Source organism: Bacteroides fluxus YIT 12057 (assembly GCF_000195635.1).
GTDB classification, from domain to species: domain Bacteria; phylum Bacteroidota; class Bacteroidia; order Bacteroidales; family Bacteroidaceae; genus Bacteroides; species Bacteroides fluxus.
Map to the genome: position 1 here is coordinate 37617 of NZ_GL882692.1, position 26865 is coordinate 64481.

The 26865-nt window shown below is 50.1% G+C and carries 18 protein-coding genes; 6 read left to right on the plus strand and 12 right to left on the minus strand.

The window, feature by feature from the left end; genetic code table 11:
- Positions 1-1236 (minus strand): fucose isomerase, encoded by a 1236-nt coding sequence (locus tag HMPREF9446_RS16230; protein WP_009126839.1) that lies wholly within the window; start codon positions 1234-1236, stop codon positions 1-3.
- 232 nt (positions 1237-1468) lie between these two features.
- On the opposite strand from HMPREF9446_RS16230, the gene HMPREF9446_RS16235 reads away from it, so the two are divergent.
- On the plus strand, positions 1469-2668 hold the full coding sequence (locus HMPREF9446_RS16235; RefSeq protein ID WP_009126841.1) for a pyridoxal phosphate-dependent aminotransferase: 1200 nt from the start codon (positions 1469-1471) through the stop codon (positions 2666-2668).
- 5 nt (positions 2669-2673) lie between these two features.
- On the plus strand, positions 2674-3918 hold the full coding sequence (locus HMPREF9446_RS16240) for an ABC transporter permease (RefSeq protein WP_039969865.1): 1245 nt from the start codon (positions 2674-2676) through the stop codon (positions 3916-3918).
- 4 nt (positions 3919-3922) lie between these two features.
- On the opposite strand, the gene HMPREF9446_RS16245 is transcribed toward HMPREF9446_RS16240, so the two are convergent.
- The 7 genes from HMPREF9446_RS16245 to HMPREF9446_RS16275 all read right to left on the minus strand — a co-directional run bounded on the left by HMPREF9446_RS16245 (position 3923) and on the right by HMPREF9446_RS16275 (position 11434).
- Positions 3923-5095, minus strand: a complete 1173-nt coding sequence (locus HMPREF9446_RS16245; protein WP_009126843.1) for a glycosyltransferase — start codon at positions 5093-5095, stop codon at positions 3923-3925.
- Between the two features lie 87 nt (positions 5096-5182).
- On the minus strand, positions 5183-5824 hold the full coding sequence (gene bioD / locus HMPREF9446_RS16250) for a dethiobiotin synthase (RefSeq protein ID WP_039969866.1): 642 nt from the start codon (positions 5822-5824) through the stop codon (positions 5183-5185).
- A 125-nt stretch (positions 5825-5949) separates the two neighbouring features.
- Positions 5950-6777 (minus strand): malonyl-ACP O-methyltransferase BioC, encoded by an 828-nt coding sequence (gene bioC / locus HMPREF9446_RS16255; RefSeq protein ID WP_009126845.1) that lies wholly within the window; start codon positions 6775-6777, stop codon positions 5950-5952.
- On the minus strand, positions 6762-7427 hold the full coding sequence (locus HMPREF9446_RS16260; RefSeq protein ID WP_009126846.1) for a DUF452 family protein: 666 nt from the start codon (positions 7425-7427) through the stop codon (positions 6762-6764). Before HMPREF9446_RS16260 ends, bioC begins: the two co-directional genes overlap by 16 nt.
- Positions 7428-7485: 58 nt before the next feature.
- Positions 7486-8655, minus strand: a complete 1170-nt coding sequence (locus tag HMPREF9446_RS16265; RefSeq protein WP_245532301.1) for an 8-amino-7-oxononanoate synthase — start codon at positions 8653-8655, stop codon at positions 7486-7488.
- A gap of 56 nt (positions 8656-8711) precedes the next feature.
- On the minus strand, positions 8712-10958 hold the full coding sequence (gene bioA, locus HMPREF9446_RS16270) for an adenosylmethionine--8-amino-7-oxononanoate transaminase (protein ID WP_009126848.1): 2247 nt from the start codon (positions 10956-10958) through the stop codon (positions 8712-8714).
- On the minus strand, positions 10955-11434 hold the full coding sequence (locus tag HMPREF9446_RS16275; RefSeq protein ID WP_009126849.1) for a hypothetical protein: 480 nt from the start codon (positions 11432-11434) through the stop codon (positions 10955-10957). The genes bioA and HMPREF9446_RS16275 overlap by 4 nt, the downstream gene beginning before the upstream one ends.
- Positions 11435-12113: 679 nt before the next feature.
- Between HMPREF9446_RS16275 and HMPREF9446_RS16280 the strand changes: the two genes are divergently transcribed.
- The 3 genes from HMPREF9446_RS16280 to carB all read left to right on the plus strand — a co-directional run bounded on the left by HMPREF9446_RS16280 (position 12114) and on the right by carB (position 18607).
- A complete protein-coding gene (locus HMPREF9446_RS16280) occupies positions 12114-13997 on the plus strand; it encodes an amidophosphoribosyltransferase (RefSeq protein WP_009126852.1) in 1884 nt (627 codons plus the stop codon).
- A gap of 72 nt (positions 13998-14069) precedes the next feature.
- Positions 14070-15353 carry a glutamine-hydrolyzing carbamoyl-phosphate synthase small subunit gene (carA, locus tag HMPREF9446_RS16285; RefSeq protein WP_009126853.1) on the plus strand — a complete coding sequence of 428 codons (1284 nt, stop codon included), beginning with the start codon at positions 14070-14072 and terminating at the stop codon, positions 15351-15353.
- Positions 15354-15388: 35 nt separating this feature from the next.
- The gene (gene carB, locus HMPREF9446_RS16290; protein WP_009126854.1) at positions 15389-18607 is read left to right on the plus strand and encodes a carbamoyl-phosphate synthase (glutamine-hydrolyzing) large subunit; all 3219 of its coding nucleotides are present in this window, start codon (positions 15389-15391) and stop codon (positions 18605-18607) included.
- Between the two features lie 56 nt (positions 18608-18663).
- On the opposite strand, the gene HMPREF9446_RS16295 is transcribed toward carB, so the two are convergent.
- The 4 genes from HMPREF9446_RS16295 to HMPREF9446_RS16310 all read right to left on the minus strand — a co-directional run bounded on the left by HMPREF9446_RS16295 (position 18664) and on the right by HMPREF9446_RS16310 (position 25423).
- Positions 18664-20112 (minus strand): TolC family protein, encoded by a 1449-nt coding sequence (locus HMPREF9446_RS16295; protein ID WP_009126855.1) that lies wholly within the window; start codon positions 20110-20112, stop codon positions 18664-18666.
- On the minus strand, positions 20109-23321 hold the full coding sequence (locus HMPREF9446_RS16300) for an efflux RND transporter permease subunit (RefSeq protein ID WP_009126856.1): 3213 nt from the start codon (positions 23319-23321) through the stop codon (positions 20109-20111). The genes HMPREF9446_RS16295 and HMPREF9446_RS16300 overlap by 4 nt, the downstream gene beginning before the upstream one ends.
- Positions 23322-23354: 33 nt before the next feature.
- Complete coding sequence (locus HMPREF9446_RS16305; RefSeq protein ID WP_009126857.1) at positions 23355-24422, minus strand: efflux RND transporter periplasmic adaptor subunit; 1068 nt, start codon at positions 24420-24422, stop codon at positions 23355-23357.
- Positions 24423-24529: 107 nt separating this feature from the next.
- Positions 24530-25423: a helix-turn-helix domain-containing protein gene (locus HMPREF9446_RS16310; protein ID WP_009126858.1), complete on the minus strand. Its 894-nt coding sequence runs from the start codon at positions 25421-25423 to the stop codon at positions 24530-24532.
- Positions 25424-25599: 176 nt separating this feature from the next.
- Between HMPREF9446_RS16310 and HMPREF9446_RS16315 the strand changes: the two genes are divergently transcribed.
- Entirely contained in the window at positions 25600-26862 is a 1263-nt protein-coding gene (locus tag HMPREF9446_RS16315) for a TolC family protein (RefSeq protein ID WP_009126859.1), read from the plus strand.
- Positions 26863-26865: the final 3 nt, after the last annotated feature.

Below are 26865 nucleotides of genomic sequence, written 5' to 3' on the forward strand. Positions count from 1 at the left end.
TCATTCGATTCTTTTACATCCGTTTGCCTGCAGAAACTCATCGAGCATTGTTTCATAATTACCGTGCAGCATGATGTGGTGATTTCCCAAAGGATTTTTCAAGAAATATTCGGCAGAGGAATGGAGCTTTACGCGTACCTGGGTACGGCACATATTGATATAGTTGGTATTTTCTGTCAACGTTCCTGTGCTCAAGTAGTATTCGTCCAGACACTCGCTGCCACATTTTACAATAGTTACATCTCCGGTAGGGAGAATACCCTGGATACCGATACCGCTTTCTGTCTCGAAGTGATTACGGATAATGAACTTCTCTGTTTGGGCAATGCCTACGGTGCAATGTGCCAGTATGACTTCGTTGGTGCGGGCATTGATCATGGAAGGATTCGCCATGAAAGTAGATTTCCCAGTCAGCACTTTTACAACAAGCATGCTGAATATGGATTGTAAGTCACCTTCACAGCCGGCTATGATTCCTTCGTCGTTCAGCAGGGCAAGGGCGAGACAGCCGGTAGTGCCGGTCTGTTCTATCAGGCGGAAGCAGCTCAAGGTAATGGCGCTCAACTTGTCTTCTTCCACGATCCTTTTGATGGCATGGTAGAGGCGCATGGCCTTTATCATATCTTCCGGTGTGGCTTCACGGCAGGCAAGTGCCTTTCCGGCAAGGGAGGCGCAGGCTTCACCGACCTCATCATCCGTTATCTGTTCATAATATTCATAAACCCGGTTCAACGGAACATCTATATATTCAATTCCCCAACGGCGTTTGGCAAGCAGATAGTCCACGTTACTCGCGATGAGCCAGTTGGACGGAGTGCCCATTACGCCTATGCGCATGCCTACAAGACTGCGCTGAGCCTTGAAGTTGCTGTACAATACGAAAATCCGTTTGATGATTTCTGACAATTCGCCGTGCAGGATTTCACTTCTCATTCCTCGTCCCCGCAGCCAGGAGGAAATTTCCAATGCGGCGGCAAGAGAGTTCTGCATGCCGTCTGCTAAAAGAATGGCAGGACGGGGAAGAGATTCGAAATGCTGGATAACCAGCCGTTCCACTCCCCCGGTAGCAATGAACAGAATACTGAAATCATTGGGCGTCAGTTTGTCTATATCCTGGTAGTCGATAAAGTTGACAGTAAAGTATTTTTCCAATTCAGTCAATATCACTTCATGTGAACTACGGATGGACGCTTGCTTATGCAGGATAGAAGCAAAGGTTATTAGGTTGATGACCATATTATTAATAGTGGTTTAATAATTTACGGTTTAACAATTGTAGTTGCTTATTTGTTTGATATTTCAAAGGTACAAGTTTCTTTTCATATAACATAGCGTTTTTAATATAGATAAGGTTTTTAAAGTTTTTATGTCTATGCATCCTTTGGGTTTCAAATAAATCGCTACATTTGCACTTTAATAATCAAATGATAGCAATATCAATCGTCAATCGTTAATAGTAAATTATCTCATGCCAACAATATCCATTCGCGGAGTAGAGATGCCTGCATCTCCTATCAGAAAGCTTGCCCCTTTGGCAGATGCTGCCAAACAAAGAGGCGTACATGTATTTCACTTGAATATCGGCCAACCCGACCTGCCTACACCGCAAGTCGCGATTGATGCGATACGCAATATAGACCGGAAAGTGTTGGAATATAGTCCCAGTGCAGGATACCGCAGCTACCGCGAGAAATTGGTGGGCTACTATCAGAAATATAATATCAATCTGACGGCTGATGACATCATCATAACTTCCGGCGGTTCGGAAGCGGTGTTGTTTTCGTTTCTTGCCTGCCTGAATCCGGGTGATGAGATTATTGTTCCCGAACCGGCCTATGCCAACTATATGGCGTTTGCCATTTCTGCCGGAGCAAAGATACGTACGATTGCCACCACCATTGAAGAAGGTTTCTCATTGCCTAAGGTGGAAAAGTTCGAAGAGCTGATAAACGAACGCACCCGTGCCATTTTGATTTGCAATCCCAACAATCCTACCGGTTATCTTTATACCCGTCGTGAGATGAACCAGATTCGCGACCTTGTGAAGAAGTATGATCTGTTCCTGTTCTCGGATGAAGTGTATCGTGAATTCATATACACGGGTTCTCCCTATATCTCAGCCTGCCATTTGGAGGGTATTGAGAATAATGTGGTATTGATTGATTCCGTGTCCAAGCGTTATTCGGAATGCGGTATCCGTATCGGTGCGCTGATAACGAAAAACAAAGAGATACGCGATGCCGTAATGAAGTTCTGCCAGGCGCGCCTCAGTCCTCCTTTAATCGGCCAGATTGCTGCCGAGGCTTCTTTGGATGCCGGTGAAGACTATTTGCGTGATACGTACGATGAATATGTAGAGCGCCGTAAATGCCTGATTGATGGTTTGAACCGTATTCCCGGTGTCTATTCGCCCATCCCGATGGGGGCTTTCTATACGGTGGCCAAGTTGCCGGTAGATGATTCGGACAAGTTCTGCGCATGGTGCCTTTCTGAATTTGAATACGAAGGCCAGACGGTCTTTATGGCTCCTGCCTCCGGCTTCTATACAACACCCGGCTCCGGGCGTAACGAGGTCCGTATAGCATACGTGCTGAAGAAGGACGATTTGAACCGTGCTCTTTTGGTACTTCAGAAAGCATTGGAGGCGTATCCGGGACGTACGGAATAATGAATATGGACTTATCCCGCTTTATAGCCCTTCGTATCTATCGCAACTCGGAGCCGGGCAAGCAGGTTTCCCGGCCTGCCGTGCTCATCGCCATGATTGGCATTGCCATCGGACTGGCGGTGATGATTATTGCTGTGTCCGTAATTGTCGGGTTCAAGAGCGAGGTGCGTGAGAAGGTGGTGGGTTTCGGAGCGCATATCCAGGTAAGCAACCTGGATGCCGTACGTTCATACGAAACTCGTCCGGTTGTGGTGGGAGACAGTATGCTGACGGCTCTGTCCGCCTATCCGGAGGTAAAGCATGTACAGCGATACTCCACCAAACCGGGCATGATAAAGACTTCGGACGCTTTTCAGGGAATAGTGCTGAAAGGTGTCGGGCCGGAATATGACAGGGCGTTCTTTTGCCGTCATCTGGTGGAGGGTGACATTCCGCAGTTCAGTGATTCGGCTTCTTCCAACCGGGTAGTAATTTCTAAATCCCTTGCCGGCAAGCTGAAACTGAAACTTGGAGACAAGATCGACACTTATTACATACAGGAGGATGTACGCGCCCGTCGCCTGGTAATTGCAGGGATTTACCAGACTAACTTTTCCGAATATGACAACCTTTTCCTGTTGACCGATTTGAATATGGTGAACCGTCTGAATAAGTGGGAACCGGATCAGGTGAGCGGTGTGGAACTGGAATTGCGCGATTACGGCACACTGGAGGAAACCACTTATCGGATAGCTGCCGATACGGATGAACGGCCCGACCGGAACGGGGCTGAATATTGTGTCCGTAACGTGGAACAGCTTAATCCTCAGATATTCGCCTGGCTGGGCATTCTGGATGTGAATATCTGGGTGATCCTTATTTTGATGATTGGAGTAGCCGGCTTTACCATGGTTTCCGGTTTACTGATCATTATCATCGAACGTACCTCCATGATCGGTGTATTGAAGTCCTTGGGTGCCGATAATTTTACCATCCGCAAAGTTTTCCTGTGGTTTTCAGTTTTTCTGATAGGGAAGGGAATGCTATGGGGCAATGTTATCGGCCTTGCATTCTATTTCGTACAACACTGGTTCGGTTTGTTCAAGCTTGATCCGGAAACATATTATATGGATACGGTTCCCGTGTCCTTTAATATCTGGCTGTTCCTGTTGCTGAATGCGGGTACTTTGCTGGCATCGGTTCTTATGCTGCTTGGCCCTTCTTACCTTATTACGCGCATCAGCCCGGCAACTTCCATCCGTTACGAGTAATCTTTTATTTTCTCAGAAAATCGCTTTTCTTGCGGAACAGGCAATACAGTTTCCAACGTAGGGACTGTACCGGTTGCAGCATGTCGAATACCGGCAACGTAAAGTAATACCTTCGTTTCTCCTCCAGATCTTTGGCAGTATGGTTGATGATGACGGCTTGTGTGGCAAAACGCAACAGGAAGAGCAGAAACGCGATGCTTGCTGCCAGCCAATGGAAATTCAGGATGCCGATGACGAGAGTTGCCGTCCATGTACCGTAAAAAGCCAGGCGTGTCAAGGTTTCCAATCCTGCCAGCCAACGTTGTGCTCCATGATACAGTCTTGAGGTAGAAGCGTAGCTGATCTTTTCTTCTCTCCAGTCTTTGGCGCGTACAACAGGTTGTACACGTACAATGGCATTCACATCGGTTTCTACCCTTGTGTTTTCCGGGGTGGCTACATGGTTGATGAACAGGTCGTCGTCTCCCCGTTGCAGATTAAGATGGGCGGAGAATCCTTTGTGCTGATAGAACAGTTCCTTGCGGTAAGCAAGATTGCGTCCGATACCCATATAAGGGCTGCCGGCCAAAGCAAATCCCAAGTAGCGCATGGAGGTAAACAGGTTGTCGAAACATACCCGTTTATGCAGCCAGCCTTTGCCGCGTTCGTAACCACTGTAGCCCAGTACCACCTGGGTGCGGGAGGTGAAATTGCGTGCCATCAGCCGGAGCCATTGGTTGCTTTGCGGCAGGCATTTGGCATCCGTAAAGACCAGCCAGTCATGCTTGCTTGCCTTGATACCAAGGGTGATAGCCAATTTTTTCCGGCTGATATAGCGGGAAGAACCGGGCACAAAGCTATGATAGAGGTGGGGATATTTTTCTTCCAGCAAAGTCAGGTAATCTTCGCTTTCATCTGTATCGCCGTCATTAATGACTATCACTTCAAACTGCGGATAATCCTGTTCCAGCACGGCACTTAGGTTGCGGCGCAGATTCTCGGATTCCTCGCGGGCGCAGATGATGACCGATATGGGCGGCAACTCCTGTGTGAAGTGCGTATCACCCCGTTTGGTGGCACGGCTACGCATGTGGATACGGTTGTAAAGACAAAAGTAGTAGAGGACTTGAGTGATGAAAAGAATGCCTGTCGCAACAAGCAGTATTTTTTCAGTGTGGTCAAATGTAAATGCTTCCATGTGTCGTAAGACGTTTTATGCGTCGCAAAGGTACTAAATTTCGTTACAAGAAATACTGGGACTTGCGTTTTTTTGACTTTCTCCCTGTCAGATCTCCGGCACCACCTCGAACTTTGTGTCCGGAAAATGCTTTGCCAGGTAATTTTTGATGTATTGCATCGTGTCTTCCTGAATGGTCTTGTCTTCCACGGTGGGATAGAGATTATACAATACCGTATCCAGCCTGATGCCTCTGTTTTTGATGGCTTCCAGGCTCAGCAGGGTATGGTTGATGCTGCCCAGCTTGCCGGAAGTTACAAAGAGAAGCGGATATTGCTTTTCTGCTATATAGTCTATTGTCAGATATTCCTCTGTCAAAGGTACCATGAGACCGCCGGCACCTTCTACAAGAACGATGTCGTAGCGGCGGGCAAGTTCCAGGGTTGCCCGTTCTATCTTATTGAAATCAATGGGGCGCCGGTCTATGCGGGCGGCAAGGTGTGGAGAGCAGGGATAAGAAAATATTTCGGGCATGGTAAGTCCTTCGCGGTCTTCGGGCAGGTAACCTGTCTCCATGATGCGTCGGTGAAGGTCGATGTCTTCGGAATGGCCTACATTTCCGGTCTGTATGAATTTCTGCGTGATGACGCGTTTGCCGTTTTGGGCAAGTTGACGGGCATACCAGGCAGTACAATAACTTTTTCCGGCATCGGTATCAATGCCGCTGATGAAGTAAATCTGAGATTCCATTGTCTTATATTCCATTGTTGTTATTTGTTTTAGTTCCTTTTTGAATTTTCTCTTGCGATAAGTTTTTATACTCTTGTCCTATTTATTCCTTTATCTTATTTTCTCAAAGAAAGATGAAGTGGGATTTAAACCGGTTTCTTGTTTTTGGCGATGATATAAATAGGGTGATAAGTCAGCGTCACGTTCCCGTCTGCATCAGTGAACTGTCGGATATACTCCTCACAGAACCTTTGCAGCCGTCCGCGTGTCCATATCCTCTTTTCGGTGCCTGTCACTCCGGTTTGTTTCAGATGTTTCAAGACGGCTTGCGGCGTGGTGAAGGAGAGGGATACAATCTCCTCTTCGGCATGAAGTACGTCGAAGTGGGGAGCCAACAGTTGTTGAAGGCGCTGGGCGGGCAGATAGTCCAGTCCGTGTCCGGTCAGACGGCGGATTTGATGCATGTTCTCTGTCCCGAAAGTGCTGAAGGCGAGGATACCGTCCTTTGCCAGTGCATGGTGGCAACGGAGAAAGAAAGCTTCCGGATCATTGAACCATTGCAGGGTGGAACAGGAAGTTATCAAGTCCGTGTATTCGGGGAAGTCAAGGCTCTCTGCATCTCCCGGCAGAAAACGGACTTCAGTCTCCGTGCTGCCCTCCTTTCGGGGGATGGCTTGTGCGGAACAGAGCTCTCCGACGCACTCCTCCATTTCCCGGCAAAGGTCGTTCAGCAATAAAGTGTCGGGTTGCAGCGTCTGTAGCAGGATACGGGAATAACTGCCCGTGCCGCAGCCGAATTCCACGATGTGCCGGAAACGTGCGGATAGAGTTTCCGGCAGGATATGCTCGGCAGAGTACAGGACATCTGTCAGTATCCGCATCATTTTCCCGGCAACCTGTTGTTGTACGCGGGCTTCGCGGGTATAAGTGCTGCGCGCTTTGGCAAAACGTTCGGCTATCAGTTGCTTGTCCATAGTTCTTGCAGATAGTGGCGGAATAGTTCTTCTTGATAGTGGGCGTCTTCCGTCTGCCGTGCCGGAGTCCCTGATGCTTCCCAGGCCTGCAATTGATTGGCGGGCGGGATGATGCGGTCATTGCTGCCCACAACGGCCTGTTGCCAATGGAAGGTGGCGGGAAGAAGCCTTTTATACATCTTTTCAATCTCTGCCAGTTCGTCGCGAAGCTCTTCCAGCGGACGTTGCGGGGTGATTTGCAGGAAGGCTCTGAAGGCGGTTCCGTCTGCACACATCCGGCGGAGGAATTTGTGCAGGGAGGCTCCGGTGAGCCCGTCCAATGTGCCGCGGAAGATGACGGGAGGAATGCCTAAATGTTCGTCGATGGGATAAGGGGTGCCGTTGATGGCAATGCTGTCTGCTATGGGTAACGACAGTTGCGGTACCACCTGCGAAGCAGCCCACACTCCCATGGACCAGCCGACGATGTTGACCGTCTTGTATTCATCCAGGCCGGACTTGTCAAAATCCAAGGTGCGGTAGTCGTAGCATACCATGAAATCACTGCGTTCGGGACGGTAGGTTTTGAAAGGTGTCTCGTCTGCTCCCCATCCGGCAAAGAATAGCAGCAGGCGGGGATGATGTTCATGTATAATATAAGTCTGTTTCATAATCTTCTTTTATTGCTTGATGGATATAGTATAGCTTCGCACACAGTGAACGGACCTTTTAGCTGATGTGCTTTATCAGTTCTTCTATCTCTTCCTCTCTGATATCCGCTGTCAGTGAAAAGCGGATTCGCGATGTTCCTTCGGGCACCGTGGGCGGGCGGACCGGCAATGCATAGAAACCGTGCCGTTGTAACTCTTCCGCACGGATCACGGTGTCTGCGCTGGGACCGACCACCAGCGGTACGATGTGGCTTACGCTGGGGCAGGAATAACCCTTGGCCTCCAATGCTTCGCGCAATGTACGGCTGATTCGGTCCAGATGCTTCCGCTCCTCCTGCATTTCGGGGATTCTGCGTATGACGGACAAAGTCCAGGCGATGTTTACGGGAGGCAGGGCAGTGGTGAAAATAAGTGTACGCATGCAGTTTACGAGGTATTCCCGAAGCACCCGGCTGCAGACAATATATGCGCCTGCCGATGCGCCTGCTTTTCCGAATGTGCCTACCAGAAAGTCTATGTCATGGATGCACCCGGCTTCTTCCGCACATCCCAGTCCGTGCTTGCCGCGCACTCCGAAAGCGTGCGCTTCATCCACATATAGCGATACGTTACCGTAGCGGTGTTTCAATTGTACCAGAGACTGGAGGTCGGCCCTGTCACCGTCCATGCTGAATATGCTTTCGGTTACGATGATGACCTGTTGATGGGATTGGGTGTGTTCCTTCAACAGTCGTTCCAACTGGTTCAGGTCATTGTGGCGGTAGCGGATGCAGCGTGCTGCTGAAAGCCGGATGCCGTCGATGATGCTGGCATGTACCAGTTTGTCTGCCAATATCAGAGTCTGTGAATTGCTTACAGCAGGCAGGATACCGGTATTGGCATGATAACCGCTGTTGAATACCAAGGCGGCTTCTGTGCCGAACCGTGCGGCCAATTCTGCCTCCAGCTCCTCGTAAACGCTGAAGTTGCCCGTCAGTAGGCGGGAGGAGGAGGAAGTGGGCAGGAATGAATCCGGTGTAAGTGTCTGTAAGAAGTCTTCCCTGATCTTTCTGTCTGTGCCCAGGCCCAAATAATCGTTGGATGAAAGGTTCAGCATCCGCCGGCCGTTTACGATGACTTCCCTTCCGTCGTGTACCATTGAAGGCAGGCGGCGAAGGTTGCTGTGCGATTCTAATTCTTGGAGCCTCACCCCCAACATGGTTGTCTCATTGTCTTGCTTCTTCATCATATTGTCTTTTATCATCATGCATATATCTTGCAGTCTTTCCTAATCTTTCTTTTTTATCAGTTCTGACGCACCTCCTCGGGGGTGAGGCTGTTCATCAGCCCCCTTGTCAGTTTCGTCAACTGCTCCGGCTCTATGATAAACGGTGGCATCAGATAAACCAGCTTGCCGAATGGGCGAACCCAGATACCCTCCTCCACAAAGCGCCGTTGCATCCATGCCATATCTACCGGTGTCTTGGTTTCGATGACACCGATGGCGCCCAATACACGTACATCGTTTACCGAAGGCAGTTCCCATGCAGGGGCGAGTTCCTCCTGAAGTTGCCGGGAGATGCGGTTGACCTTTCCTTGCCAGTCATATTCGGGAGACGTCAGTAGCCGGACCGATGCACATGCCACGGCACATGCCAACGGATTGCCCATGAAAGTGGGGCCATGCATGAAGGCGCCGGGCGAGTGGTTGGAGATGGTGTCTGCCACCTCATTCGTCGTCAGCACGGCAGAGAGTGTCATATATCCGCCGGTCAGCGCCTTGCCTATGCACATGATGTCCGGTTCCACACCGGCATGTTCCCAGGCGAACAGTTTGCCGGTCCGTCCGAATCCCGTCGCAATCTCGTCGAATATCAGCAGCAGATTGTATTCCTTGCAGAGACGTGCTGCTTCACGCAGATACTGCGGGTGATAGAACCACATGCCGCCTGCACCTTGTACGATGGGTTCGAGGATAAGTGCGGCCAATTCGTCGTGGTGCCGTTCTATTGTTTCTTTCAGAGGGAGGAGGTCTTCCGGATTCCATTCGCCGTTGAACCGCGAGGAGGGTTGCGGAACAAAGTGGCGTACAGGCAATGACGGGCCAAACAGGGAGTGCATGCCTGTCACCGGGTCGCATACGGACATCGCATTCCATGTGTCTCCGTGATATCCGGAACGGATGGTTACGAAGTTGTTCTTTTTCTCTTTTCCTTTGCCGTACCAGTATTGCACAGCCATTTTCAAAGCTACTTCTACGGCTACCGAACCGGAGTCCGCATAAAATATCTTCTGCATGGAGGGCGGTACTAAAGGCAGCAGCAGTTTGCCCAATTCTATGGCAGGGTCGTGGGTCAGGCCTCCGAACATGACGTGCGACATCTTGCGCAGTTGCTCTTCCGCCGCCCGGTTCAGTACGGGATGGTTGTAACCGTGTACGGCGCACCACCATGACGACATTCCTTCAATCAGCGTCTGTCCGCTTTCCAGAGTAATCGTCGCGCCTTCCGCCTGCTTCACCTTATATACGGGCAGGGGATGGGTGGTTGAAGTGTAGGGATGCCAAAGATGCTCGCGGTCGAACTGCGAATCGCTGAAACGGTAGCCCGCCTCTTCAATCAGCACTTTGTCTTCTGATACCTTGGAGCCGAGCGTGGTCAGCAGATCTCCTACAATGGCAGAGTTGATTCCTATATGCAGGGCTTTCTTTACTGCTTCTTTGCTCAGCTGCGAACGTCCTCCGGCAAAACGCAGGAAAGCCGTGGGGTTGATGAAGCGGAACAGTGCGATGGTGGTCAGTATCTCTTCTTCGCTCAGCGGTTCCTGCTTTTCCAATGGGGTGCCGGGAATGGGGCTTAGCAAATTGATGGGGATGGACTGGACTTCCAGGTTTTTCAGGGTGAAAGCAAATTCGATACGCTGCTGCATGCTTTCGCCCATGCCGATAATGCCTCCGCTACAGATGTCCATACCGGCATTGCGGGCAGCTTTCAGTGTACGCAGCTTGTCTTCCTGGGAGTGGGTACTGCACAGGTGAGGGAAGTAGGAAGGAGCGGTCTCGAGATTGCAGTGGTAGCGGGTAATTCCGGCTTCGTGCAAGGCGCGCATTTCTTCTTCGTCCAGCAATCCTAACGAGGCGCACAGCTGTATGGACGAGTGTTTACGCATGTGTCGTGCCGCTTCGCATAATTTTTCCATATTCTTGCTCGAAGGCTTTCTTCCGCTGGTTACCAATGAGAAACGGGCTACGCCTTGCTCTTCGTTGTGCCGGGCATGCCGCAGGCATTCTTCTTTGCCTACCAGGTCATAGACATCCGCTTGGGTCTTGTAGTGTGCTGATTGTGCACACCATTTGCAATTCTCCGGGCATCGTCCCGACTTGGCATTGATGATGGAACACATATCAAATTCCTCTGAGGCCAGGGCTTTGGTTATCCCGTGTGCGGCTTCGTATAGTGCTTCCTTGTCTGGTTGGGTGGCCAGCCATTCTGCCTGTTCCTCTTTAAGGGAGCCACCTTGCAATACAATTGCTTTCAGTTCGTTTACAGTCATATCCTTTTGTTATAAAATGGGTGGATAAAAAAGAGGCACGGATTGCCGGAGTCCATGCGGCGCATCGTGTGAGCTGCATGATTCCGGCAATCCGTGCCTGTCCTATTTTTTGTTTCTGAAATGTATGTTTCCTGCTTGCCCGTATTTGCATAGGCGCAAGTAACCGGTTCCCGGAACAGTACCTGCAGGTTTGTTCCCGGTTCCATAATCCCGTTGACAAGAGCCGCTTCGCTCCCTGATGGGATGCCGATATCTGTCTGCCTGCTGTGGGTGATTCCTTTCCAGGTACTTTCTTCGCCGCATCCCGCATGACCGGCAGTTCCCGTTTTCTTCTGCTTTGACAGTGAACTGTCCGCTACGCTTTTGCGCAGGCAACCGATAGTGACGCATCGGCCTATGCTGGCAAATGCGGCGTAGGCTTTTCTGCTCCAACGGCGAAAACGGATCGTATTTCCGGTGATTGCGGTACTCTTCATGCTTTTTGCTTGATATTGGCTTTTTTTGTGAGTGCAAAGATAGTGCAAATTTCCAATTAAACGGGTTTCGGGGGAGTGTGTTTTTAAGGCATAAAAAAAGGCTATCTTCCCAGACAGCCAATCTTTTTGTTAACCTTAAATCTAATACTATGAAAAACACATTGCAAAGGTACGGTTTTTATGGTAATCTCCAAATTCCCGAAGGAAAGGAAGCCCACTTATAACATGGTTTAATAGATGTTGCCGGGTTGTTAACTTTTAAGATTCTAATCGTTAAAAATCACTTTGTTCATCTATATTCGCGACCGTCATTTAGAAGTGTTTTTATGGTTAGAACTGTGAGTACGATTATGAATTGATTCTATGATTAAGTTTAAAATGATAAGTAGGAACGAGGTTTCCTTTTGATAAATAAATAGGCGAAAGGTTAACTTTATGTTCTCAAGAATATATATATTTGCAGCGCTAATCAAATACTGATAGAATTATGTGTGGAATCGTAGGCTATTATTTCTTTTCCCGACGTCTCGCCCTCATTCATAACGGCATTCTTGAAAGCTACGCCGTCCTTAAACTGTTTCAAGTCCGCAGCATACATTTAAAAAAAAGAGTTACCTTACGGTGTGCGGAAGCATAGATATATGTGTAGATAGTCAGTAAATCAACAAAATAGGAATAAATGGAACAACTGAAGCATGAATGTGGCGTTGCCATGATACGCCTGCTGAAACCGTTGGAGTATTATGAGGAGAAATACGGAACTTGGATGTATGGTCTGAACAAGCTCTATCTCCTCATGGAGAAACAGCATAACCGTGGGCAGGAAGGGGCCGGTCTGGCTTGTGTGAAACTGGAAGCCAATCCCGGTGAGGAATATATGTTCCGTGAACGTGCGCTCGGCTCAAGTGCCATTACTGAAATCTTCGGTACGGTACAGAGCAACTTTAAAGACCTGCCCAAAGAACAACTGCATGATGCAGGGTACGCCAAACGGGTGTTGCCTTTTGCCGGAGAGGTCTATATGGGCCATCTGCGTTACTCTACTACCGGGAAGTCCGGCATTTCGTATGTTCATCCGTTCCTGCGGCGCAACAACTGGCGCGCAAAGAATCTGGCCCTCTGCGGCAACTTCAACATGACGAACGTGGACGAGATTTTTGCGCGTATCACCGCCATCGGCCAGCATCCGCGGAAGTATGCCGATACTTATATCATGCTGGAGCAGGTAGGCCACCGTCTGGACCGGGAGGTAGAACGCGTATTCAATCTTGCCGAGGCGGAAGGGCTGGCAGGGATGGAGATTACCCGTTATATAGAAGACCACATCGACCTTGCCAATGTGCTGCGCACTTCAAGCAAGGAGTGGGATGGAGGATATGTGATGTGCGGGCTTACTGGAAGCGGGGAGACATTCGCTGTCCGTGACCCCTGGGGAATCCGTACCGCATTCTGGTATCAGGATGATGAGATAGTGGTACTTGCCAGTGAGCGTCCGGTGATACAGACGGCTCTTAACGTACCCGCCGGCTCCATCAGGGAACTGCAACCCGGACAAGCCATGTTCATCCATAAGGCGGGAAAGGTGCGTACGGTGCAGATCAACAAGCCGCGTGAGGTGAGACCTTGCTCGTTCGAGCGCATTTACTTCAGCCGTGGCAGTGACGCGGACATTTACCGCGAGCGCAAACTGCTTGGCGAGAAACTGGTTCCCAACATATTGAAAGCCATCGACTATGATATAGACCATACCGTTTTCTCCTTCATCCCCAACACGGCGGAAGTGGCTTTCTACGGGATGTTGCAGGGGCTGGATGAGTATCTCAACGAAGAAAAGGTCTATCAGATAGACGCGTTGGGACATGCTCCCGGCCATGACGAACTGGAACGCATCCTGTCACGCCGCATACGGAGCGAGAAGGTGGCCATCAAGGATATCAAACTGCGCACGTTCATAGCCGAGGGCAACAGCCGCAATGACCTGGCGGCCCATGTATATGACATCACGTACGGCAGTCTCGTGCCCGGTGAGGACAACCTCGTTATCATAGATGACAGCATTGTGCGCGGCACTACTTTAAGGCAGAGCATCATCGGTATCCTCGACCGTCTCAATCCGAAAAAGATAGTGATTGTCAGCTCTTCGCCACAAGTGCGTTATCCCGATTATTACGGTATAGACATGTCGAGGATGAGTGAATTCATCGCTTTCAAGGCAGCCGTTGAATTGTTGAAAGAACGGGATATGAAAGATGTGATTGCCGCCGCTTACCGCAAGTCCAAGGAGCAGGTGGGACTGCCCAAGGAGCAGATGGTGAACTATGTGAAGGATATCTATGCTCCTTTCACCGATGAGGAGATTTCCGCCAAGATGGTGGAACTGCTGACTCCGAAAGGGACGAAAGCCCAGGTGCAGATCGTCTATCAACCTCTTGAAGGGTTGCATGAGGCTTGTCCGAAGCATCCGGGAGACTGGTACTTCAGCGGTGATTATCCCACTCCGGGCGGGGTGAAGTTGCTGAATGCGGCATTTATTGATTATATAGAACAGGTATATCAATTTTAGCCTTCTCTTCCCCCTTCCCCGTAGGGAGGAGATGGCATGGAATTGTGACAGGTGATACTATACATAACATATATGAATAAGGAAAATAACAAACAAAATCTGACTTCTTCCCCCCTCCCTGCGGGGGAGGGGAAGGGGGTGAGGCTTCTCCTTGACGACGGCACCGTGTTTCACGGCAAGTCGTTTGGTTATGAAAAAACGGTAGCGGGAGAGGTGGTCTTCAATACAGCCATGACGGGTTATCCCGAGAGCTTGACCGACCCTTCGTATGCCGGACAGTTGATGACGCTTACTTACCCGTTGGTGGGCAATTATGGAGTGCCTCCTTTTACTGTTGAACCGAATGGGCTGGCTACGTTCATGGAGAGTGGGCATATCCATGCCGAGGCCATTATTGTGAGTGACTATTCTGAAAACTATAACCACTGGAATGCGGTGGAGAGTCTCGATGACTGGCTGAAGCGCGAACAGGTTCCGGGAATCACAGGTATCGATACCCGTGAACTGACTAAAATTCTCCGGGAACATGGTGTGATGATGGGCAAGATTGTCTTTGACGATGAACCGGACAGCGGACAATGGGGCGTTGATAATTATGGAGACATTAATTATGTAGATAGGGTAAGCTGCAAGGATATCATTGCATATGCCGGAACGGAAAGCTTGCATTTGAGTGTAGATGCCCCTGCGGCACAGCTTAACGCCCAACTCTCAGACCTCGACTCCAGGATCCTGAACCTCAACTCTGGATCTCTAAACCTCAACTCTGGATCTCTGGACCTCAACTCCCGACGGAAGAAGCGGGTACTTCTCGTTGATTGCGGGGTGAAGACCAACATTATCCGTTGTCTGCTGAAGCGGGATGTGACGGTAGTCCGTGTTCCCTGGGACTATGATTACAACGGACTGGAATTTGACGGCCTGTTTATTTCCAACGGTCCCGGTGACCCCGATACGTGTGATGCGGCCGTACAGAATATCCGTAAGGCGATGAAGGACGAGGCACTTCCCATTTTCGGCATCTGTATGGGGAACCAGTTGTTGGCCAAAGCCGGAGGAGCCAAGATATACAAGCTGAAATACGGTCATCGCAGCCATAACCAGCCGGTGCGCATGGTGGGTACGGAACGTTGTTTCATCACCTCGCAGAACCACGGTTATGCAGTAGATAACGGTACGCTGAACGAAGACTGGGAACCGCTTTTCATCAATATGAACGATGGTTCCAACGAAGGTATCCGCCATAAACGCAATCCTTGGTTCTCGGCACAATTCCATCCGGAGGCTGCCAGCGGGCCTACAGATACGGAATTCCTCTTTGATGACTTTGTGAAGTTAGTCATGGGTGGTTTTTGAAGGTAATTTGTAATTAGTAATCAATAATTATTGACGTGAAAGAAGACAATATAAAGAAAGTCCTGCTTCTGGGTTCCGGAGCATTGAAAATCGGTGAGGCGGGAGAGTTTGACTACTCCGGTTCGCAGGCACTCAAGGCACTGAAAGAGGAGGGTATCCATACAGTTCTTATCAACCCCAACATTGCTACGGTACAGACTTCGGAAGGGGTTGCCGACCAGATTTATTTCTTGCCCGTCACTCCGTACTTCGTGGAAAAAGTGATTGAGAAGGAACGCCCGGACGGCATCATGCTTGCCTTTGGAGGACAGACGGCTTTGAACTGCGGTGTGGCTCTCTATAAGGACAAAGTATTTGAGAAGTACGGGGTAAAGGTGCTCGGTACCCCCGTACAGGCTATTATCGATACGGAAGACCGTGAAATATTCGTGCAGAAACTGGACGAGATTGACGTAAAGACCATCCAGAGTGAGGCTGTGGAAAATGTGGAAGATGCCCGCCGTGCCGCTGCCGAATTGGGCTATCCGGTCATTGTCCGTGCCGCGTATGCCCTTGGCGGACTGGGTTCCGGGTTCTGTGACAATGAAGCGGAATTAAACGTACTGGTAGAAAAAGCTTTTTCTTTCTCCCCGCAGGTTCTGGTAGAGAAGTCCTTGAGAGGTTGGAAAGAGGTGGAATATGAGGTAGTCCGTGACCGTTTTGACAATTGTATCACGGTCTGCAATATGGAAAACTTCGACCCGCTGGGGATTCACACGGGTGAATCCATCGTTATTGCCCCCTCGCAGACATTGAGCAATGCGGACTATCACAAGCTGCGCGAACTTGCCATCCGCATTATCCGCCACATTGGTATTGTGGGAGAGTGCAACGTGCAGTATGCCTACGATCCCAACAGTGAGGATTATCGTGTGATCGAGGTAAATGCCCGCTTGAGCCGTTCGTCCGCACTCGCCTCTAAGGCAACGGGTTATCCACTGGCTTTTGTGGCGGCAAAACTGGGCTTGGGCTATGGGCTTTTTGATTTGAAGAATTCCGTAACGAAGACTACCAGCGCCTTTTTTGAACCTGCGTTGGATTATGTGGTCTGCAAGATACCCCGTTGGGATTTGGGCAAGTTCCATGGTGTCGATAAAGAACTCGGTTCTTCCATGAAGTCGGTAGGTGAGGTCATGGCTATCGGGCGTACCTTTGAAGAAGCCATCCAGAAAGGCCTCCGCATGATAGGCCAGGGCATGCACGGCTTTGTGGAAAACAAGGAGCTCGTGATTGCCGATATCGACAAGGCATTGCGGGAACCCACGGACAAACGTATCTTCGTTATATCAAAAGCTTTCCGGGCCGGATATACCGTTGGTCAGGTGCATGAACTGACTAAAATAGACAAGTGGTTTCTGGAGAAGCTGATGAACATCATGAATACCTCGAAAGAGTTGCACTCTTTTGCACCGTCCACCATCCCCTTGGACTTGTTGCGCAAAGCCAAGATACAAGGTTTCTCCGATTTCCAGATTGCCCGTGCCGTCGGTTATGAAAGAGATATGGAGGAGGGGATTCTTTATGTCCGCAACTTGCGCAAGCGTGCAGGAATCCTGCCGGTAGTGAAGCAGATTGATACCCTTGCCGCCGAATATCCGGCACAGACCAACTATCTGTATCTGACTTATAGCGGCGTTGCCAATGATGTACATTATCTGGGCGACCGTAAGTCGATCGTTGTTCTCGGTTCCGGTGCCTACCGTATCGGTTCTTCCGTAGAATTTGACTGGTGTGGGGTACAGGCTCTGGATACCATCCGCAAGGAGGGGTATCGCAGTGTGATGATCAACTATAATCCGGAGACGGTGTCCACGGACTATGACATGTGTGACCGTCTTTACTTTGATGAACTTACTTTTGAGCGTGTGATGGATATCCTCGAACTGGAAAATCCCCACGGTGTCATTGTGTCTACCGGAGGACAGATACCGAACAACCTTGCCTTGCGTCTCGATGCACAGAATGTGCCCATTCTCGGTACAAGTGCCAGGAGCATAGACAATGCCGAAGACCGTGACAAGTTTTCCGCCATGCTCGACCGCATCGGTGTGGACCAGCCTGAATGGAGGGCACTGACTTCTCTGGAAGATATCAATGCCTTTGTCGATAAGGTGGGCTTTCCGGTATTGGTCCGTCCTTCATACGTTCTTTCGGGCGCAGCGATGAATGTCTGCTCCAACCGGGAGGAACTGGAACGCTTCCTGCAACTGGCGGCGAACGTCAGCAAGAAACATCCGGTTGTGGTAAGCCAGTTCATTGAGCATGCCAAGGAAGTGGAGATGGATGCTGTGGCGCAGGACGGTGAAATCATGGCATACGCCATCAGCGAGCACATCGAATTTGCCGGTGTACACTCCGGTGACGCCACCATCCAGTTCCCGCCGCAGAAATTGTACGTAGAGACGGTACGCCGTATCAAGCGCATCAGTCGTGAGATTGCGCGGGAACTGAACATTTCCGGTCCGTTTAATATCCAGTATCTGGCCAAGGACAATGATATCAAAGTGATTGAATGTAACCTGCGTGCCAGCCGTTCGTTCCCGTTTGTCAGCAAGGTGCTTAAAATCAACTTTATCGAACTGGCCACGAAGGTAATGCTCGGCATTCCTGTACAGAAGCCGGACAAGAACCTCTTCGACCTGGACTATGTAGGCATCAAGGCAAGCCAGTTTTCCTTCAACCGCTTGCAGAAGGCAGATCCTGTGTTGGGGGTGGATATGGCAAGTACGGGTGAGGTGGGCTGTATCGGCAGTGATACCTCCTGTGCCATCCTGAAGGCCATGCTTTCTGTCGGTTACCGTATCCCCAAGAAGAACATCCTGCTTTCTACCGGTACTCCGAAGCAGAAGGTAGATATGCTTTCGGCGGCACGCATGCTTCAGAAGAAGGGGTATCACCTTTTTGCCACGGGAGGTTCCAGCAAGTTCCTTACGGAAAACGGTGTGGAAAATACGCGCGTTTACTGGCCCAGCGAGCCGGAAGGACATCCGCAGGCTCTGGACATGCTCCACAGGAAGGAAATAGATATGGTGGTGAATATTCCGAAGAACCTTACTGCCGGAGAGTTGGATAACGGCTATAAGATACGCCGTGCCGCTATCGACCTCAATATTCCGTTGATCACGAATGCCCGTCTGGCAAGTGCGTTCATCAATGCGTTCTGCACGATGAGTGTGGATGACATCGCCATCAAGTCGTGGGAGGAGTATAAATAAGAAGGGCAGGTGTGTCAAAATAAAGATTTCTTTTATCAGTTTTGACACACCTCCTGTCATTTGCAGCACTTGTCGTACAGCGTGCCGGCAGCCTTTAAGTAAGTAATGTAGTTCAGATAAAGCCGGAAATGTGCGTCCACGCGGGTCTCGTATGCCTGTTGCCACAGAACTTGTGCTTCCAGATGGTCGGACAGAGTTTCCAGCCCTACTTCATACTGGCTTTTGCTGACACGCATATTTTCTTCCGCCTGTTGCAATGAACGGTCTGAGAGTTCACTTTCCAGGCGGGCTTCATCCAGATTATTGGCTGCCTGTGTGAGTTCCAGCAGCATTTGCTCATTCATGTTTTCCTGTTCCAGGCGTGATTGTTCCAATTTGGCCTTGGCGGCACGTATCTTGTTGCTCCGTTCGCCGAAGTGAAACAAGGGGACGCTGACATTCAGAAATACAGAGAAACTGCCTTTGTCAAACAGGTCCTGGCCGTTCAGCTCAAATCCGTGTATGTAGTCGTACGAACCTTTGATACCGACTTTGGGCAGCAGTTCGCTGCGGTTCAATTTTACCTGCTGCTGTGCAATGGAGACCTGTTTGTTCAGGATACCGTATTCCGGACGGGCTGTGATATCGGAAACCTGCATCCGGATATCCTGTTCTATTTCAGGGAAGTCACCGGAGATTCGGATATCCGTAGCCAACGGCTTGCCGATGTAATGGCAAAGGTTCATGGTAGCCAGGCGGAGGGCATTCTCTGCTTTGCGGATGCCGAGTTCGCTTTCATTCAGTTTCACCCGTACTTTCAGAACGTCATTTTGTGGTTTCAGTCCGTGACGGTGGGCACTTTCCACGTTTTTCATCAGCTCCGTGAGGACGGCATTGTATTTGTCGGCCACCTTCTTCATTTCTTGTGCCTTGACTACGAGTGCGTAAGCCTGGTCTGTCTTCAGAATGACCTCAGTGGCAGTCAGGGTTTCGTTCATGTGTGCCATTTCCTTGTCCAACAGAGACATCTTGTAGGCTGCACGGATTTTTCCACCCATATAGAGAGGCTGTTCCACTTGTATGCCTCCCATATATATAGTCCCTGTTTTATAGTTCAAGTCTATGCCGGGAAAATATGCATAGCCGCCGTTAGGCAGGAATTGTCCGGTCGCATGGGGCAGGAAGGTGGGCAGGTTACCGCCCGGTATGCCCAAGCTGCCGTCTATTGTGCTGTAGATGCCCGTTCCGCCGGCGGTGAAGTTAGGGAAGAAATTTCCAAGATAACTTTTGGCGGTATAGTGGGCACTTTCCGTTTGTTTGGCGGAAGCTGCCATCTCTTTATTGTATTCCAGTGCCATTTCCCTGCATTGCTGCAAGTTCAGTATCTCTTGGGCAGGGAGGGAGAGGGGGAAAAGGAGGAATAAGAAAAGTACGGCCTTATCTCCGCCCCTTCTCCGAAAGAGAGGGGAGGTCGGGGCAGTGGCGGTATGGCAGGCTTGAATAAGCTGTGAGATTCTAAAGTTCATAATTTATGGTTTAAAGTTTGTATATCCGAAAAATCTTCCGTCTTGTGAGTGCCTTGCTCTCTCTCTTCCCTCCCTGCCGGAGAGGGGGCGGGGGTGAGGCCGAAGAACAAGGCATACAATACCGGTATAAACAGCAATGTTATCAACGTGCCGAATGTCAGTCCCCCCATGATGGATGCGGCGAGTGAACCGAACATGGCATCGGGCAGCAGCGGTATCATGCCGAGGATGGTAGTCAGTGCCGCCATGGTTACAGGGCGGAGCCGGCTTTGGGCACTGTCTATCAGTGCCGTTGTCGGCTCTACGCCTTGCCGGAGCTGTAAGGTGATTTCATCCATCAGTACAATGCCGTTTTTGATGAGCATGCCTATCAGTCCCAGTGTACCGACGATGGCTACGAAGTTGAACGTTTTTCCTGTCAGCAGCATTACTGCCACTACACCTACGATAATCATGGGGATGCAGCAGAAGATGATGAGGGGCTTGCGATAATCCTTGAACAGCATTATCAGAATGGCTATCATCAGAATGATGGCAAGCGGGAAGTTCTTGAACAGGTATTTCATGGACTGGTCACTGGCATTTTTTTCTCCCTGCCAGTGCAGTGTATATCCTTCCGGAAGTTCCATCTGTTCAATCTTCCGTGCAATGGCAAGGCGTGCCTTTTCCGTTTCTATGCCCGGAGCCGGAGAACACTGCACACGTTGGCTGCGCTGTCCGTTGTAACGCGGCACGACGGGATCTTCCCAACGGATGTCAATGCTCTTGCTGATTTGCTTCAGCGGTGTGCTGCCCATCAGACTTTCCACGAGCTCTTCTTTCGAGAGGGTGCCGGCTTTCAGCTTGACCATGGTTTCCTCGTTCAGCAGTCCGTTCAGTGAAGGCAGTGAAGAGAACACTTGCGTATTGGCAAGGTCCTCTATCGGATGTCCCTTTTCATCCAGGCATTTCAGGTAGATATTGTCCCGGTGTATGCCCTCGTAGAAAGCGCCGATAGGGATACCGCCATTGGCCGATAGCAGGGACAGGCTCACATCATTCCGGCTCAGTCCCAGTGCGCGGGCGGCAGCCTGGTCGTATTCAATGGAGAGGACCGGCACTTGCGGTTCCCAGTCTGTCGTGATGAGGCATACCTCGGGAGTGCTCTCCATAATGCTGCGTGCACTGTCTGCCAGTTGATGCAGCACGGCAGGATCAGGTCCCGTGAACTGGGCTTCAATGGGGTATTTCTTGAACATCAGGTTGTACCGTTTCATTTTGACGTAGGCATCCGGATAATGCAACGTCAGGTAGGCTTGTATTTCTTCCATATTGTCCACCAGTTCGTCGGGAGAGGTGAAGTCAATGATGAGTTCCCCATAGGCCAGTGACGGGTTGGCGACGCTGCGCACCAAGTTATAACGTCCCGGTGTCCCGCCGATAGAGGTAGTGACGTGAGTCACCTCTTTGCGGGTCTTCAGGTAGGCTTCTATTTCTCTCAGGTCTTGCGCTACCCGTGTGGAATTGTTCCCTTCGGGCAATTTATATTCCATATATAACTGGTCGTAAACCATGTCCGGGAAAAATCCCTGGCGCATATACCGGTAGCCAAAGGCGGATAATGCCAGAAGGGCAATCATGGTCAGGACGAAACTCCAGCGGTGTGCCAGCCCGAAGCGCAGCGCGGCACGCAGTGCGGCGTATGTACGGCCCTTGTATTCCCGTTTTCCTGTAGCGCTGATCTCCACTTCGGGATGTAGCCTTCGGTTGGCCATCAGCGGCACGTGTATCAATGCCAGTATCCAGCTCAATAGCAGAGATACTGCGAGGACGATAAAAAGGTCGCGTGTATAGACACCTGCAGTGTCGGGTGACATGAAGATGGGCAGGAAAGCTATAATGGCTATTAGCGTGGCTCCCAACAGAGGCATGGCTGTTTGCCGTCCGATGGCAGTCATTGCCTCCATCCGGTCCTTGCCGGCTTTCAAATCCACCAGTATGCCGTCGATGATGACGATGGCATTGTCCACCAGCATGCCCATTGCCAGTACGAATGCGGCCAGTGACACGCGCTGCATGGTTCCGCCCGCAGTATAGAGGAACAGGAATGAGCCGAACACCGTAACCACAAGGCTGATGCCGATGATGACACCGCTTTTGAACCCCATGGCTATCATCAGGATGAGCACTACGATGATTACGGATTCTATCAGGTTGATGATGAATGTTCCCAAGGAGGCGCCCACACGTTCCGGCTGGTAGAATACTTTGTGGCATTCCACGCCCACAGGCAGGCGGGTTTCCTTGAGTTGTTCCAGTTTCTTTTCTACGGCGGCTCCCACTTTCACTATGTCCGAACCACTGGAGGCTGCAATCAGAATGCCCTGTGCCCGTTCGCTGTCGAAGAACATTTCGTTGCGTGTGGGTTCTTCGTATCCCTTTTCTATCCGCGCTATGTCGCGCATGCGGAGTTGGTCGTCATCGTGGCCCTGGATAAGCATGTTTCCGATGTCTTCCACGGTTTTGAACTTGTCACTCACCGTTACACGGACACGCAGGTCTCCATTGTCGTAATAGCCGCTGTATGTCGTTTTATTCTGTCCGTTCAGGGTGGCGAGAACCTCCGCGGGTTTCACGCCCAGATTGGCCATGCGGTCCTGCAACAAGGAAATGTTGATGCATTCCGAACGTTTGCCGTACAGTTCCACCCGTTCCACGCCTTCCATATCACTGATTTCACGTTTGATGAGTTCGGCATAGTCAGACAGTTCCCGGTCATCCAGTCCGTCACCTGTCAATGCGTAGAACATGCCGAATACATTGCCGAAATCATCTTTTACGATAGGGGTGGCGGCACCGTCGGGGAGCGAGGCGCGTGCGTCATTTACCTTGCGGCGCAGCATGTCCCAGCATTGCTCCACTTCTTCGTCCCGGGTAGTGGTGGTCAATTCTATCTGTATCAAGGAGAGGTCGTTGAAGGAATAACTTTCCACGTTGTCTATATTGCCCATGCTGCGGATGCTTTTTTCCAGTACATCCGTCACTTCCAGTTCCACCTGGTGTGCCGAGGCACCCGGATAGGTCGTCACTACCATGGCCAGTTTGACCTTTATTTCCGGGTCTTCCAGTTTGCTCATTTCATAGCAGGAATAGGCTCCGCCCAATAGCAGCACTGCTATCAGGAAGTAGATCAGGTTACGGTTCTGAAATGCCCATTTACTTATATCCATTGTCTTTTGATAATTGATGGTTATTGATTGGTTTTACAGCAGTCCTCCGATATTGGTTGGGGTGGTGGGGGTGAGAGGTCTCACTGTTTCCCCGTCCTGTATATGGTGTACGCCGGAAGCGACAATCAGTTCGCCCGGTTTCAGCTCTTCGGAGCTGATGAGGCTGCGCCCGTTGCCCGTCAGGCGCAGAAGGGTGACTTCACGGCAATCTACTTTGTTGTCGGACGGGTTATAGACAAATACCTGTGCCTTGCCGTCCTTCTGCAGAATGGCGCCGCTGGGAACAGACAACCGCTGTGAATTTTCCTTGTCACAATAGATGGTGACCATGGTGTTCATGCCCGGAGACGGTAACGGCTGCTTGTCGGCAAGCAGTTGCAACCGTACGGTATATAGCTGGTTGGCATTGGCTTTGGGGGTAATGCTTATCAGCTTCAGAGGATAGAGCTGTCCCGGATAAACGTCGAATGTACAATGATAACTGTTGAATTGTCCCCGCCGGATATATTCGGCTGCCGGAAGATTGATTTCCACCTCGGGCATTCCGCCGCTTATCATGGAGAGTACAGGCATTCCTGCACCTATCGTTTCGTGTGCATCGAACAGGCGTTTCTGAATGAAACCGTTGAAAGGGGCATAGAGGCGGGTGTACTCCAGCTGGTCTTTGTGGTGCCGGTATTTGGCCGTAATTTGTTTCAGACCATACACGGCCTTGTCATTGGCGCTGGGTGTCGTTCCATTGTCCTTATAGAGTGCCATGACCCGTTCGGCGTCAGCTTTGATTTGCCGGTATTCGGCTTCGGTGGCATCCAGTTGTACTTGATAGTCCGTCGGGTCCAGTTCGGCAAGCAGCTGTCCATGCCGTACGCGGCTACCGTCTTCCACATAAATCTTTTGGATAGTTCCGCTTACCCTGAAAGCGAGACTGATATCTTGTGCGGCCTTTACCTTTCCCGGATATTGCAGGAAAGCCTGTTCATCGGCCGAAGCCACTGTATTTATCTTTACCGTTTGGAGAGTTTTTGTCTCTTGGGGCCGGTTACTGCAGGAGGTTAAGGAGAGCAGAGAAACGCTCGTAAGAATCCAATAAATTTGTTTCATAATCTCAGTCGTTAATATTTAATACAAAATTATCCGGTTGCCGTTTGATAGAAAAGGTCGATATGAATTATAAATTGTTCTATTTGTACATTTCTGTCAGCTTCCTTCTATATCTGTTTTTGATATTCTGCCGGAGTTATTCCTGTCATTCTTTTAAAGAATTTGGAGAAGAATGACGGATTGGGAAAGTTCAGTTCATCTGAAATCTGGAATATCAGTAGATCACTATGTTTCAGCAATACCTTGGCTTCGAGAATGACGGCTTGGTTGATCCATTGCATTACAGTTTGTCCGCTTGCCTGGCGGATGACGGTACTCAGATAGTGGGGTGTCAGGTATAGCTTGTCGGCGTAGAAGTTGACGGTACGTTCGTGCTTGCTGTATTTGTTGACCAATGCTATGAAGCGGCGGAAAATATCTTCTTGCCGTGACAAGCGTATCTGGGTGCTTGTACGGGTTTGCTCATGGATGTATTTCAGGTTGTAGAGCAATGAGACAATCAGATGCTGTATGGCTTCACGGCGATAGGGAGAGCTCTGCAGCATATCCCATAGGAGGGAAAAGAAGGTACCGATATGTTTCCATTCCGTTTCGTCGAGTGACAGGCGGATGCCGTTTCGTGTGTAAGTTTCCGAGAGAATGGAAGCTTGCATCACAGGCAGAAAGCCGGGTACGGGCATTATGACCTGGAAATCGTAGTCCCGGCTGATTTCCAGTGCTTCTATCAGTGAGTTGTCCGGAATGATAATCAGGTCGTGCGCGGAAATTTCATATTCTATAAGGTTGATGGAAATCCGTCCTTTCCCTTGCAGGATACGGAGGATTCTTCCTTCTTTGGCACGGTAGGGTTGACCGGTGCGGAATAGTTTGCTTCCCATCTGTATGAAACTGACAACCATGCCCAGATCATCGTTTATGAAGCGAAAAACGGAGTTGGCGATGATATCCGGATGTTTACGGATATCTTCAAATGCTACGCTTATGGGGATGTTCTTTTCCATATATTGCTTTATTGACGACAGTAGGTATTTCTGTGGCAAAGATAAGAAAACCGTGTTATTCCTTGTCTTTTCCTATAGAAAGTCGTACTATTGGAACATCTTTACGAACAAATGGATTGTAGACATGCTATGTTATGTCTCTATCTTTGCACCGATGAATGAAACGATAAATATATATGGATATGAAACGAGCAATTCTCTCTCTTGCCTTTTTGTTTGCGGCAGCATTGACGCATGCCCAGCTTACGCTGGACGAATGCAGACGTTCGGCGCAGGAAAACTATCCGTTGGTACGCCGGTACGGATTGATTGAGAAGGCACGCGAGTATGACCTCTCCAATGCCGGAAAGGGATATCTGCCCCAATTCTCGCTGTCGGGCAAGGCGACGTATCAGAGTGATATAACCCAGCTGCCTGTCGAGATACCGGGTGTGGATATAAAGACAGCCCCGAAAGACCAGTACCAGGTGATGCTGGAGTTGCAGCAGACCATTTGGGACGGTGGGGATATCCGTGCCCGGAAGCGCTTGACGCGTGCGGCATCGGATGTGGAACTGGAACAGCAGAATGTGGATATGTATGCTTTGAACGACCGTGTAAATCAGATTTTCTTCGGCATTTTGTTGCTGGATGAACAACTGAAGCAAAACGGACTTTTGCAGGATGATTTGAAAAGAACCCACAAGCAGGTGTCCGACTATATTGCCAACGGCATAGCCAGCCAGAGTGATCTGGATGCCGTCAGTGTGGAACTGTTGAACACAAGGCAGCATCGCATTGAACTGGAGGCTTCGCGCCGGGCGTACATGAATATGCTTTCCGCTTTTATCGGGAAAGAGATTCCCGGCAGTGTTTCCTTGCAGAAACCCGCCTTGGAGGAGATGGAAAGTGCAGGTGTGAATAACCGTCCGGAGCTTCGTCTGTTCGATGCACGGAATGAACAGTTGAGAGTGCAGGAGGCTACCTTGAATGCCAGGCTGATGCCCCGTTTCGGACTTTTTGTGCAGGGGGCATACGGCAATCCGGGACTGAACATGCTGAAGGATGAGTTCAATGCCTATTACATGGCAGGTGTGCGTATGGTGTGGAATTTCGGCAGCCTTTATACCTTGAAGAATGACCGGCGGCGTATAGACAACAGCCGTCGGGAGATAGAAACCGGAAGGGAGGTATTCCTTTTCAATACACGTCTGCAGGAAACCGGACAGCATGCAGGCATTGTATCCATGCGCCGGCAGATGGAGGATGACGATGAGATTATCCGTCTGCGCGGGAATATCCGCCGTGCCGCCGAAGCCAAGGTAGAGAACGGAACCCTGACCGTTACCGATATGCTCCGTGAGATTACCAATGAGAACCTGGCGCGTCAGACCAAGGCATTGCATGAAGTGCAGCTGCTGATGAATCTCTGCCAGTTAAAATATACGTTGAACAATTAGTTA

What these genes read in the sequence shown, in the direction of transcription:
- HMPREF9446_RS16230 (WP_009126839.1), bottom strand. Translation starts at nt 1,236, where the DNA reads ATGGTCATCAACCTAATAACCTTTGCTTCTATCCTGCATAAGCAAGCG.
- HMPREF9446_RS16235 (WP_009126841.1), top strand. Translation starts at nt 1,469, where the DNA reads ATGCCAACAATATCCATTCGCGGAGTAGAGATGCCTGCATCTCCTATC.
- HMPREF9446_RS16240 (WP_039969865.1), top strand. Translation starts at nt 2,674, where the DNA reads ATGGACTTATCCCGCTTTATAGCCCTTCGTATCTATCGCAACTCGGAG.
- HMPREF9446_RS16245 (WP_009126843.1), bottom strand. Translation starts at nt 5,095, where the DNA reads ATGGAAGCATTTACATTTGACCACACTGAAAAAATACTGCTTGTTGCG.
- bioD (WP_039969866.1), bottom strand. Translation starts at nt 5,824, where the DNA reads ATGGAATCTCAGATTTACTTCATCAGCGGCATTGATACCGATGCCGGA.
- bioC (WP_009126845.1), bottom strand. Translation starts at nt 6,777, where the DNA reads ATGGACAAGCAACTGATAGCCGAACGTTTTGCCAAAGCGCGCAGCACT.
- HMPREF9446_RS16260 (WP_009126846.1), bottom strand. Translation starts at nt 7,427, where the DNA reads ATGAAACAGACTTATATTATACATGAACATCATCCCCGCCTGCTGCTA.
- HMPREF9446_RS16265 (WP_245532301.1), bottom strand. Translation starts at nt 8,655, where the DNA reads ATGATGAAGAAGCAAGACAATGAGACAACCATGTTGGGGGTGAGGCTC.
- bioA (WP_009126848.1), bottom strand. Translation starts at nt 10,958, where the DNA reads ATGACTGTAAACGAACTGAAAGCAATTGTATTGCAAGGTGGCTCCCTT.
- HMPREF9446_RS16275 (WP_009126849.1), bottom strand. Translation starts at nt 11,434, where the DNA reads ATGAAGAGTACCGCAATCACCGGAAATACGATCCGTTTTCGCCGTTGG.
- HMPREF9446_RS16280 (WP_009126852.1), top strand. Translation starts at nt 12,114, where the DNA reads ATGGAACAACTGAAGCATGAATGTGGCGTTGCCATGATACGCCTGCTG.
- carA (WP_009126853.1), top strand. Translation starts at nt 14,070, where the DNA reads ATGAATAAGGAAAATAACAAACAAAATCTGACTTCTTCCCCCCTCCCT.
- HMPREF9446_RS16295 (WP_009126855.1), bottom strand. Translation starts at nt 20,112, where the DNA reads ATGAACTTTAGAATCTCACAGCTTATTCAAGCCTGCCATACCGCCACT.
- HMPREF9446_RS16300 (WP_009126856.1), bottom strand. Translation starts at nt 23,321, where the DNA reads ATGGATATAAGTAAATGGGCATTTCAGAACCGTAACCTGATCTACTTC.
- HMPREF9446_RS16305 (WP_009126857.1), bottom strand. Translation starts at nt 24,422, where the DNA reads ATGAAACAAATTTATTGGATTCTTACGAGCGTTTCTCTGCTCTCCTTA.
- HMPREF9446_RS16310 (WP_009126858.1), bottom strand. Translation starts at nt 25,423, where the DNA reads ATGGAAAAGAACATCCCCATAAGCGTAGCATTTGAAGATATCCGTAAA.
- HMPREF9446_RS16315 (WP_009126859.1), top strand. Translation starts at nt 25,600, where the DNA reads ATGGATATGAAACGAGCAATTCTCTCTCTTGCCTTTTTGTTTGCGGCA.